The sequence below is a fragment of the Paenibacillus piri genome, from assembly GCF_004354045.1.
Lineage (GTDB): Bacteria > Bacillota > Bacilli > Paenibacillales > NBRC-103111 > Paenibacillus_S > Paenibacillus_S piri.
Genome location: NZ_SMRT01000038.1, coordinates 19,172 through 30,126 on the forward strand (window position 1 = coordinate 19,172; position 10,955 = coordinate 30,126).

At 47.6% G+C, this 10,955-nt stretch carries 13 protein-coding genes; all 13 read right to left on the reverse strand.

Translation table 11 applies throughout. The features are described from left to right. Positions 1-25: 25 nt before the first annotated feature. Positions 26-745 (reverse strand): sugar phosphate isomerase/epimerase family protein, encoded by a 720-nt coding sequence (locus E1757_RS34940; protein ID WP_133236999.1) that lies wholly within the window; start codon positions 743-745, stop codon positions 26-28. Between the two features lie 99 nt (positions 746-844). Next, on the reverse strand, positions 845-1,588 hold the full coding sequence (locus tag E1757_RS34945; RefSeq protein WP_133237001.1) for a FadR/GntR family transcriptional regulator: 744 nt from the start codon (positions 1,586-1,588) through the stop codon (positions 845-847). Between the two features lie 77 nt (positions 1,589-1,665). Continuing rightward, positions 1,666-2,457, reverse strand: a complete 792-nt coding sequence (locus E1757_RS34950; protein ID WP_133237003.1) for a sugar phosphate isomerase/epimerase family protein — start codon at positions 2,455-2,457, stop codon at positions 1,666-1,668. 30 nt (positions 2,458-2,487) lie between these two features. Next, positions 2,488-3,207 (reverse strand): SDR family NAD(P)-dependent oxidoreductase, encoded by a 720-nt coding sequence (locus E1757_RS34955; protein WP_133237005.1) that lies wholly within the window; start codon positions 3,205-3,207, stop codon positions 2,488-2,490. A gap of 21 nt (positions 3,208-3,228) precedes the next feature. Then, positions 3,229-4,218: a Gfo/Idh/MocA family protein gene (locus tag E1757_RS34960; RefSeq protein WP_133237007.1), complete on the reverse strand. Its 990-nt coding sequence runs from the start codon at positions 4,216-4,218 to the stop codon at positions 3,229-3,231. A gap of 29 nt (positions 4,219-4,247) precedes the next feature. Then, positions 4,248-5,261, reverse strand: coding sequence for a Gfo/Idh/MocA family protein (locus E1757_RS34965; protein WP_165972430.1), 1,014 nt, complete (start codon positions 5,259-5,261; stop codon positions 4,248-4,250). 45 nt (positions 5,262-5,306) lie between these two features. Beyond that, positions 5,307-6,020: an RraA family protein gene (locus E1757_RS34970; RefSeq protein WP_133237011.1), complete on the reverse strand. Its 714-nt coding sequence runs from the start codon at positions 6,018-6,020 to the stop codon at positions 5,307-5,309. A 56-nt stretch (positions 6,021-6,076) separates the two neighbouring features. Further along, complete coding sequence (locus E1757_RS34975; protein WP_133237013.1) at positions 6,077-6,913, reverse strand: carbohydrate ABC transporter permease; 837 nt, start codon at positions 6,911-6,913, stop codon at positions 6,077-6,079. Between the two features lie 13 nt (positions 6,914-6,926). After that, the gene (locus E1757_RS34980; RefSeq protein ID WP_425464888.1) at positions 6,927-7,859 is read right to left on the reverse strand and encodes a carbohydrate ABC transporter permease; all 933 of its coding nucleotides are present in this window, start codon (positions 7,857-7,859) and stop codon (positions 6,927-6,929) included. Between the two features lie 78 nt (positions 7,860-7,937). Beyond that, the gene (locus E1757_RS34985) at positions 7,938-9,293 is read right to left on the reverse strand and encodes an ABC transporter substrate-binding protein (RefSeq protein WP_133237015.1); all 1,356 of its coding nucleotides are present in this window, start codon (positions 9,291-9,293) and stop codon (positions 7,938-7,940) included. A gap of 83 nt (positions 9,294-9,376) precedes the next feature. Further along, positions 9,377-10,102, reverse strand: a complete 726-nt coding sequence (locus E1757_RS34990) for an RraA family protein (protein ID WP_165972431.1) — start codon at positions 10,100-10,102, stop codon at positions 9,377-9,379. A gap of 107 nt (positions 10,103-10,209) precedes the next feature. Next, positions 10,210-10,650 carry a PPC domain-containing DNA-binding protein gene (locus tag E1757_RS34995; RefSeq protein WP_133237019.1) on the reverse strand — a complete coding sequence of 147 codons (441 nt, stop codon included), beginning with the start codon at positions 10,648-10,650 and terminating at the stop codon, positions 10,210-10,212. Between the two features lie 115 nt (positions 10,651-10,765). Next, the coding region (locus tag E1757_RS36320) for a hypothetical protein (RefSeq protein ID WP_220446580.1) at positions 10,766-10,955 on the reverse strand (190 nt) is incomplete at its 5' end.

Sequence of the window (10,955 nt, forward strand, 5' to 3'; positions counted from 1 at the left end):
TTCAGCCCCTTACTGATAGAAAACCTTAAGGCCCTACCTGCGCCTGGCGGGTTTCATATTTGGAGAAAAACTCAATGGGAGTCCGCAGTTCCTGGGTTATCCTGCTTTTATCAGACAAAGCGAGCTCTACTGAAACATATCCCTGATAACCCAGGCGCAGCATCTGCTCTAGAACCTTGTGATTGTCGGTCGTGCCTTCCCCGAACCGGACAAACCGCTCAACACCAGACTGTGCGGCTTCTTTAACGTGGATATGATTAACCTTGCTGTGAAGCTTGGCTACTACATCGTCCAATGAAATGCCGGAAGCATCGAAGTGTCCCCTGTCGATACAAAGCCCGATATTCGGTGAATCGATAGATTGAAACAGCTTTTCGTAGTCTTCGATAGATTCCAGGTTGTTATTGGCATGATTTTCAAGGCAGATCAGAACGCCTTTTTCTTCCGCATACGATGTTATTTCGTTCAGCACCGTCAAAATCCCGGTCAAACCGCCCTTGCTGCCACGTTTGGCCCCTGTGGCAACGACCCGGCGGCAGCCCAGCTCTACAGCGGCGTCTATCATGCGCAGCTTGTGAGTCACATCCTTGCTGAGTTCATGATGATCTTCTCCACCGAATGAAGAACCGTATACGGCGATAGGCTGAAGTCCCGCCTCCGAGCATCTCCCCTTTAAATTTCGAACAAAGCGGGGAGTCAAGTCAGCGGGATGCCAGCAATTAAATTCAATATATTGATATCCGATTCCGGATGAAGAGCGAGGCTCTTATTAAATTTACTTTCGCCAAAGCCATCACAAGATAAAGTCGAACACGCCAGCCTTAGCATTAACGTCCAACTCCCTTTAACGGAGATTCACTGCGCCACCATTGTGATTTTTCTCAATTTCAGCAATTAATCTTGCTGTTGCATCCTCCATATGTTCTTGCATGGCAAGCATTGCGGCCTCAGGGTCCCCATCGGCTACCGCTTTATACACTTTGTAGTGATCATCGTAAGAAAATCCGGTCTCTCCGGCAGCCTCAATTACGCATTTGATCCACGTTCTAAGCAGTGATTGTATGCTTGTCAATACACCTTTAAGTACCGTATTGCGAGCCATTTCGGCGAGCTTTAAATGAAAGGCGATATCAAACTCCACGAAATCGTGAATCGTGGACTCTTTAAGTTTTTTCAATATTTCCTCTAATTCCTTGACTTCATCCGGAGTACGTCTCAAAGTTGCGTATCGTACGATGATAACTTCGATCTCCCGACGCGTTTCGATAATGTCCATCATGTTCCGTTCGCCAAGAAGCAGTCCCCACTCAATCGATTGTGTGAGCAGTGTTGAATCCACTTTCTTCAGGTATGTTCCATCCCCTTGACGAACCTCAAGAACTCCAAGGACCATCAGAGCCTTCAACGCCTCCCGGATTGCTGAACGACCTACCCCAAGCGCTTCCTGAAGCTGACGCTCTGTCGGCAGCTTTCCTCCCGGTTGAATGCTACCGGAGAAAATATAATCCAGCAGCATTTTGGTTAGTTCTACCACTATGGAACTTTTTTGAATCGGTTCGAAGTTAAATTGATTAGCTTGAGACACCATCTATCTCTTCCTTCTTTTCAATTGGTCAACCTATGAATGTATTTTACATAAATTAGCATAGAGATGTCAACATAACTTCAGAATTGCAAACCCTTTTTTACGTACTCCATACTTATTTTAGAGCATTCCAGAGGGGATCTTCCCCGGCTCCAGCCCTCGTTGCCATTTTGCTCGACAAGGATCCATCCCTGATAGCCCTTCTCCCGGATGAGCCGGAAGACACTGTCATAGTCGCAATAACCTTCTCCAAGAGGAGTATTGAGATCCGTTTCCTCGTTCCAATCCTTGAACTCCATAAATCGGATTTGCTCCCAATGCTTTGTTAAGAAGTGAACTGCCCGCTCCCGAACCGGGAGATCGACAAAATCCTTGGTAGCGTGACCCAAATCAAGCATCTTGAATACTTTGCTCGAATCCACCTCGGCATGAACCCGTTCGAGATCGGTGAAGGTTTCACCAATGCCTCGGGTATGATTGTGGTATAAGGTCCGAATTCCGTAGGAAAGGCTCATCTCCCCGATTCTGTTAAGCCATTCCCCAAGCTTACGGTATTCCTTCGGGCCGCCCTTCGGATCTATATATACCAAGTTCTTACATCCGTTAAGCGCCAGCATTTCACAAACCTTCTTATAATAATCCAGTGACGGCTGCTCATGAACGTCGATACTTGCCAGCAACAAACCCGAGTTGTCCAGCATTCGCTTCAATTCAGCCGGCTGTTCAATGAAAGGCTTGAAGCTGTGTGCCGCAAAACCGGTCACTCCATCATAGCCGGCTTCCTTAACCTCCTCCAGCCAGAGCGGAAACTCGTCACCTTGAGGGTTGTTCCAAATCAAACTCATTGCCGCAATCTGAATGCTCCGATTCATTATAAACACCTCCAAAGCTTTCTAGTGATATTACCACGGCAACCGGTTCCCTTCGTGGTCCATATAAATGTCTTCATTTATTTCGGTTTCCGTTTCCGTAAGCTTCACGATATTGCGAGCAGATTGAATCGGTTCGAAAGGAGCATCTTTCATTCGTTCGATGTCTCCGAAAAGAAGAGAACGCATCCAGCCCGGATGCACGACTAAAACCTTCAATCCCTGATCCTTGAAGTGATTATGGATCATCTTGGATTGCATATTCAAAGCTGCTTTTGACATTGTATATCCGTATTGCTGGATTCTCACCAATTCTTGAACGCTGCCGGCTACCGAAGATATATTCACCAGCATCTTCCGGTCCGCGTTAAGAAGCAAATCGATGACCGATTGCGTCACCCTTAGCGGGCCTAGTGTATTGATTTCATAAAGGGCGCGGATATCCTCGTAGTACTGCGGCTCCAAAATGGTTCCCGAGCGGTCTTGGGCGATACCCGCGTTATTGATCAATAAATTGAGAACGTTCGTCTCTGCCGCAATGACTTCCCTGGCTTGCTTTACAGACTCTTCGCTGGAAACATCCAGGGGCAGAACGATCACGTCGTTCGGATGCTCCCTGCTCAGTTTCCGCAGTTCGTCTTGTTCCGGAAGATAACTTCCCGCATAAACCTTGTACCCTTTCTCGAGTAAAACTTGTACAAGGCCTAAGCCGAGGCCGCGGTCCGCCCCTGTGACATAAGAAATTGGTTTCATTTCCGCACCTCCATCAACAAGCTATAAAGTGACAACTCTGTTCTCACGGCTGGACTGAAGGATGGCTTGTGACACCTGAAGGATGGCCAGCCCGTCTTTCGCTGTTGTTATCGGTTTAGTTCCATTTTTTACACAATCGATAAAATGAATGTTTTCTTCTAAATAAGAGTCCGCGTTTAAAGGGTCATCAAAAGACTCTACAAATTCGTTGTCCATCCGATTCGTCTTATATCGGAAAGTATCAAAATTCCAAGTTCCTTTACCGGATATCATTGCCGTTCCCTCGTTACCAACGATCCCCCGACTGTTGAAATCCAAATGCGAGGACCAGCTTGCTTGTATCGAAGCCGTATACCCGTTTCTGAGCTTAAGAATAACGAGAGAGTTATCGTCATATCCCGGTAAATCGTCCCTAGAGTTTTTCACATTACCGTAGACGCTTTCTACCTCACTTCCCGATAACCAGCGAAAAATATCGATATCATGCGATAATGATTCGATAGTAAATCCGCTCATTTGCAGCTGATTCGTTCTCCAAGTACCCTTCTGACTTCCCATACTCATTCTCTGACTCCACAAATTCAGTACCGGTCCTAATTTCCCCGAATCGACAATACGTTTAAGCTTGTTATACCCCTGTCGATAGCGCATATTGAACCCGACCATAGCCAGACGGCCTAGCCGATCTGAAGCTTCGACGATCTGTTCGGCGTCCTCTGCTGAAATGGCGATTGGTTTTTCGATCATGACGTGCTTGCCATTCTCCATAGCCATAATCGAGAGATCCTTATGAAAGGAAGGGGGAGTTAAAATATACACGAGATCCGCAGCTAGCACAGCCTCTTCCACTTCGGAATACGCTTTGGCTCCGCAGGAGGCCGCAAGCTCGGCGGCCCTTTGGAAGTCTACGTCGTATGTGGATACAATCTGTGCATCCGATATCTTCGTTAAACACTGAACATGTGACTTGGAAATGCCTCCGGAACCTATTATTGCGACTTTAATCATCATAGCGCCTCCATGACCAACGAGTTACACCACTACCACTGAACCGGCTCCAGCTTACCCGATTGAACCGACCGCATTAAGGCGTCAGTCACCTTATAATTGATGATGGAATCGGTAATCGGGAAGTTGGGTGCCGCCCCCTCACGAATGCAGCGATAAAGATTTTCAAGCTGAAGCAAATAACTGTTATGCGGCTCAAATTCAAACGATTCCACCTTCATGAGCCGGTGTTCATATGACCCATCCAGTTCCAGGAGCACTTCGCGCTTCTGCACTTTCGTAACGATTAAATGAGGAATGATCAATGTCCCTTTCGTACCGCAAACTTTAAGCTCTTCCCGCCATACGGACCTGTGGTTCGTTTCGAATTGAGCCGTTACCCCGTTCTCAAATACGATCGTCCCGGTTTCTCCTACTTCCACATTGAACTCGGGATTCACGCTCTCGATACAGAACGCCGATTTGGCGCGCGAACCTGAGAACAAATTGCATGCGTCCACCAAATAGCAGCCTTTCGCCGTCATGGAGCCTCCACCCAGACTGCGGTTGTTTCGCCAATTGCCTGGACTGCTGCTGGCATAATCGCTAAATTGGGCATGAATATATCGAACGTCTCCGATTACTCCTGACGCCACCAGTTCCCTAGCTTTGGCGATTTGACGATGGCTGCGATACATCAGACCCTCGACGATCAGCGCCCCGCTTTCTTTCGCAAGCGCCTGGATTTCCTCGGCTTGCTCCGAATTTAAGGCAAGCGGCTTTTCACAGAGGATGTGACGAATTCCATATGACACCGCTTCACGAATGAGAGGCGGATGTACGGTAGGAAAAGCCACGATGATCAGCAGATCCAGCGCATTTGCTTCAGCCATCTCTTTTAGTGACCCATAGCTGTTCTTTACTCCGTATTTATCGGCAAACTGACGAGCTCGTTCCGGATCGATATCCGCACACGCCGCCAATGTGGCGAAGCCGCTTTCCCGAATAGCTGCAGCATGCGTATTCGCATGCCCTCCGCACCCAACGATTCCTACTTTAATCTCCATGACCATTCATTCCTTTCATCAGCTATTCCACTGCCATACTCTACATTAACTAAGCCGATTCAAGGTGAAATCCGGCTGCATGCCGAGCGCTTCATATTTGGCTGCACGTGCCTTTTGATCCGCTTCCAAAATGGCAATGGCGAACTTCAGCACTTCTTCGGCGCGTGCGCGCGGGATAACCAAAACACCGTCATCGTCTGCGCAGACCACATCACCCGGATGAACGGTAACTCCCGCACACTGCACTGGAATATTGGTTCCGCCATTTGATAAACGGAAGGTGACGTGATGGAAGGTTCGTTTGCTGCTGAAAACATTGACTTCCTCCAGATTGCATTCGAACGAATCACGGCAGCCGCCGTCCACGACAGCACCGGCCATGCCACGGTACTTGTAGCCAAGCATGTTGTCGGAGCCAAGTACACCACCCGGATATCCGCCTTGATCGATCACGAGCACTTTGTCTTTTACATCAATTTCGCGAAGCTCACGGGAGAAAGTATAGACGTCCTGAGTCCAAGCCTTGTTAGCTTCGAAGTATTCCTCTGGGGTAGAGTATGGCTTTTCGATTCTGCGCTGCGAAGGCACCAGCTTGACTGTATGCGCGAAGCCGGCAAATGCGATTCCCGGGCGAAGGGGACGCATTTCTGTGGACATCGAGCCTACATTCACTAGCCCTAATGCGTCCATCCCGTCAGACAGGTCAGCAAGACGCACCTTGCGGATTTGTTCAATAAGTTCCTTATCAGTCATAGTCATTTTATAATACCTCCTATTTTTTGTCGGTATATACTCGAAAGAGTACCGTTTACCCGTTAGCCTTTAAGAGATCCGGTAGTCACACCTTCGATGATTAATCTTTGGAAAAGCGTAAAGAACAGCATAACGGGAAGTAAGCTGATAATGGACATCGCGAACATCGATCCCCAAGCCGAAGTCCCCTGATTATCCAGAAACATGCGCAGCCCTAATGCGATCGTGAACATTTTGGGATTGCTGATGTAAATGAGTTGACTAAAGAAGTCGTTATACGTCCATATAAAGGTGAAAATCGCCGTTGTAACTAATGCAGGCTGCAGCAATGGGACAATTATCCGCCCGAAGGTTTGAAAAGGATTGCAGCCGTCCATGATGGCCGCCTGATCCAGCTCATTAGGAATACTCCGGATAAATTGAACCATCAGGAAAATAAAGAAAGCATCCGTGGCCAGAAACTTCGGAACGATAAGAGGATAGTACGTATTGATCCATTCCAACTTATTAAAGATGATATATTGCGGAATAAGCACCACATGCTGGGGAAGCATGATCGTCGTCAGCATGGCGGCGAAAAATATTTTTTTAAATGTAAAATCGATTCGGGCAAAGGCAAAGGCAGTCATTGAGCAGGTTATCAAATTACCGAGGATAACCAAGCCCACCACAATAAACGTATTCACATAAAAGGTGGCGAAGCTGATGCCGGATAAACCTTTCCAGCCCTTGATGTAATTGTCCAATGTAAACTGTGACGGCCAAAGCCCCATTTGCTGAAATATGATCTGCTCCGGTTTGAAGGAGCTGCTCAACATCCAAAATAACGGGTACATCAGGGCGAGACCCATGATGGTAATGACTAGGTAAGTTAATGCTTTGGACGAATTCAGTGCCATAACAGACCTCCCCCTAACTCTCATAGTGCACCCATTTTTTGGCGGTCCAGAACAGTAACGCGCTGGCCAATGCAATCATCGTAAGCAAAATCCAGGCCATTGCAGAGGCATATCCCATTTCGAAATGCTGGAAGGCTTTAATGTACAGATAAAGCGTGTAGAACAAAATGGAGTCAAGCGCTCCTCCTGTGCCTCCTCCAATAACGAACGCCGGAGTGAAAGCCTGAAAAGCGGCAATCATCTGCATGACCACGTTAAAGAAGATGATCGGTGATAACAAAGGAATCGTAACGCGGAAAAACAGCTGTATTTTATTTGCACCGTCGATGGAAGCTGCTTCGTATATATCCTTAGGTATTTGCCTTAAACCGGCGAGAAAAATAACCATCGGCGATCCGAATTGCCACATTTTAAGGAGTATCAGCGTGTAGATTGCGTATTCGGGTTGAGTGTACCAGCTTTTCCCCGCTATATTGAACAATGCTATAAATTGGTTAAACAAACCGTCGCTGCCAAACACTTGACGCCACAGGATGGCGATAGCAACACTCCCCCCCAACAAGGAAGGTACGTAATATACAGCGCGATAAACCGATAAACCTCGAATACCGCGGTTGAGCAGTATAGCGAATGACAATGATACGATCAGCTGCAGCGGAACACCGATAATAACGTATTTAAGAGTTACCTTGATAGAGGTCAGGTACCGATTGTCATCCGTAAACAATTTGACGTAGTTGGCGCCTCCGACCCACTTCGGCGATTCCAGCATGTTAAAATCGGTGAACGACAAATATAAGGAAGCCAGCATAGGGATTAATCCGAGACAAATGATCCCGATAAACCAGGGAAGAATAAAAGCCCAAGCGAATTTATTTTTATTCCAGAACTTTTTCGCGATTGAAGACCGTTTTACGGTATTGTTGTTGATCGTATGCTGTGTCACAGTACCATCTCCATCTTGAGAATCTGGTACGGCCTGGCGGATATTAAGAGCATCCGCAGGCCGCACCTCTCTTAACCATTATTTCTTCATAATCCGTTCCGCTTCCGCGAAAATGGTGTCCACCGCTTTTTCAACCGAAGTTTTTCCGAAGTTAACCTCGTCATACGACTTCTTAATTTGGTCGAAAATACCGGCCATACCTGGCAGACGCTGAGCCTGCGGCGTTGTTGTCTTAATGACCTCTTGCATGTTTTTCGTTGTGATCTGGTCGCTTGGGTCCATCTTTAATTCCTTAAGAATCTTTTCATTCTGAATAATGCCATGCTCATGCTCATATAACTGGATAAATTCAAGGTCATTACTCCATGTATCGATCAGCTTTGCCACGACGTCCGGGTTTTTACTCTTTGCCGAAATACCTAAGAATGCACCGGTAAGAAGCTCACCGAACTTTCCATTTTCACCCGGCATGCGAATCAGGGTCAGCTGATCCTTCATTGCTGCCTGCATAACCTTCAAGTGGTTGCCGGGGCGAGGGTCCATGATTACACGGTGCTTGGCGACCATGCCCTGCTCCCAGTCAAGCTTCCCTTCTTCCGCTGTTGCTTCGGCCGGAGGGATGAGACCTTCCTTTTTCATTCCTTGCCAGAGGTTAAACCAGTCGATCAGATCCGCCTTGGTGAAGCCAAATGATTTACCGTCGTCGGAGAATAAGTTCTTCCCTTTAGGGCGCAGCCAACTTTCGAAGGAAATGTCGTCGGTTGCGTCGTCAATGAGCGGATAAATATCTTTACCTTGCTCGTTCTTCCCTATCTTGGCTTTGACTTGACGGAGATAAGCTATGAACTCATCCCAAGAGGCATACTCATTTTTGGGAGGCTCGATCCCTTTCTCCTTCAGGTAACCTACGTTAACCATCATGGCTTGCGCAGCCAAGCCTTTGGTAATCATGTATGTTTTACCGTTGTATTTCCCAAGCTCAAGTACGTTCTTCGGGAAGTTGCTCACATCGATTTTGCCGCTTTTGATGTAATCGTCGAGTGGAAGAATCGCACCCTTGGCAGCGTACTCCGGCATTTGGCCGATTGTCGTAAACATCAGTACGTCAGGCGGGTTCCCTCCTGCAGTTTGGGTCGGAAGCTTCTGCCAATAATCAGGGAAGGAACCAGGCTCCCGGATGACCTTGACTCCCGGATTCTTCTTCTCAAACATGTCCATCAGCTTGTTGTACTTCTCATGCCGTGCCACGTTCCCCCACCAAGGAAAACGAATCTCGACATTTTTGACGGCAGCTGGCTGATCCGCCTTCTTGACCTCACCCGCCGCTTCCGGCTTGCTTGTTCCGCTAGCCGCAGGAGCGCTGGAACAAGCAGCTAATACCCCAGTCATCATAAATGCTGTAAGCGCTGCCGAAACTCTTTTTTTAATTAACATCAATGACCCTCCACTAGCAGATTTTGAGTCATCCCCCGTCGTACTATGCCGTTTCGGGGGAATTGCTTCATTAAGTTTAACTCTTATTCTCCGAGGCGGTTAAGTGTGTAATCAGGCTGCATGCCAAGAGCTTCATATTTGGCGGTACGGGCTTTTTGATCCGCTTGAAGTATGGCAATGGCAAATTCAAGAACCTCCTCCGCCCGATTTCTAGGGATGACGAGCACGCCGTCGTCATCCGCGCAGATCACGTCACCTGGATGTACGGTTACGCCAGCGCATTGAACCGGAATGTTCACCCCGCCATGAGCCAATCTGAAGGATACGTGATGGAATGTTCTTCTCGTGCTGAACACGTTGACTTCCTCCAGGTTGCATTCGAAAGAATCACGGCAGCCGCCGTCAACAACAGCTCCGGCCATGCCTCTGAACTTGTAAGCAAGCATATTGTCTGAGCCCAGTACACCGCCCGGGTAACCGTCCATATCGATTACAAGCACCTTGTCGGTAATATCGTCATTTTTCATTATGCGATCGAAGGTGTATACCTCACGGCACCATTCCCCGTTCTTCTTGAAATACTCTTCCACCGAACTGCTTGGGATAACCGGTTCTTGGGATTTAATAAGTTTAACCGTATAGGCGAATCCGGCGAAAGCAATACCTGGGCGGAGAGGTCTCATGTCAGTGGACATCGAGCCTACATTAACCAAGCCCAGCGCATCCATGCCATCGGATAAATCGGCCAATCTGACCTTACGAATTTTTTCGATTAATTCCTGATCCGTCAATTTTTGAGCAGCTGCCATGTTTAAAATCCTCCTCGATATCATGAATAATGGTATGAAAAATGGAATAGCTCACTATTTGAGTACAGCCAAACTCGAACTCGTTCACACAATGGTATTGTTAAGCCTTATTTATCGGCTAAATAAACAACCCCATGCTCATTCTTTGTACGATGGATATTTAATCCCTTGATCTCTGCAAGGATAATTTCAGCCAGGAACAATACCTCTGTTCCTTCCTCCAGATGGCCGATATAGTTCCCGTTTTTATCCTGAGCCACGATGTGAAGATGAGGATCCCCGTCGATTACATTTCCGGACAAGGAACCAAGTTCAATCGGCCCTGCTCCTTCAACCGTAATAAATCTGTCATCAGAGGTAGGTCCCATGCTTGTCGGCAGGTGATAAACGAGCTTCTGCAGAGAACCGACAGCTCCAAACAATACTGCGTTACGGATGCCTTCCGCTTGCAAGCGGTCGCGGATACTTTCTAGCAGCTTATCCCCGCGACTCAAGTTAATAACAATGACTCTTCCTACCCCTTCTCCATAGAACAAGCTTTTTTTCATTGTTTACCTCCTCGTATAATCAGTTTAGAAGCTCATTTTGAGCGAATTTCCAGTTGATCCGGACAACGGGAAAGAGCCTAAATGAATTTCCAATATATAAGTGATGGTGGCACCTCTACTTGATGGGGGATGTGGGCGTAGCCGAACCCGTACCGCAGCCCGAAGGGCGAGGAACGGAAGTCGGGGAAGCGAAGCCTTCTTCCTTCCACTCCAATCGATCCGGACGATCAGAGAGCCCCACCTTCACTTGGAGAAAGCCCCGGTTTCCTCGTCCACATGGTTTTGTTTCACCCCGTTTTACCCCT

Bases quoted from the DNA above. Each gene is read 5' to 3' on its own strand.
- E1757_RS34945 (WP_133237001.1), bottom strand. From the start codon at position 1,588: ATGGTGTCTCAAGCTAATCAATTTAACTTCGAACCGATTCAAAAAAGT.
- E1757_RS34950 (WP_133237003.1), bottom strand. From the start codon at position 2,457: ATGAATCGGAGCATTCAGATTGCGGCAATGAGTTTGATTTGGAACAAC.
- E1757_RS34955 (WP_133237005.1), bottom strand. From the start codon at position 3,207: ATGAAACCAATTTCTTATGTCACAGGGGCGGACCGCGGCCTCGGCTTA.
- E1757_RS34960 (WP_133237007.1), bottom strand. From the start codon at position 4,218: ATGATGATTAAAGTCGCAATAATAGGTTCCGGAGGCATTTCCAAGTCA.
- E1757_RS34965 (WP_165972430.1), bottom strand. From the start codon at position 5,261: ATGGAGATTAAAGTAGGAATCGTTGGGTGCGGAGGGCATGCGAATACG.
- E1757_RS34970 (WP_133237011.1), bottom strand. From the start codon at position 6,020: ATGACTATGACTGATAAGGAACTTATTGAACAAATCCGCAAGGTGCGT.
- E1757_RS34975 (WP_133237013.1), bottom strand. From the start codon at position 6,913: ATGGCACTGAATTCGTCCAAAGCATTAACTTACCTAGTCATTACCATC.
- E1757_RS34985 (WP_133237015.1), bottom strand. From the start codon at position 9,293: ATGTTAATTAAAAAAAGAGTTTCGGCAGCGCTTACAGCATTTATGATG.
- E1757_RS34990 (WP_165972431.1), bottom strand. From the start codon at position 10,102: ATGGCAGCTGCTCAAAAATTGACGGATCAGGAATTAATCGAAAAAATT.
- E1757_RS34995 (WP_133237019.1), bottom strand. From the start codon at position 10,650: ATGAAAAAAAGCTTGTTCTATGGAGAAGGGGTAGGAAGAGTCATTGTT.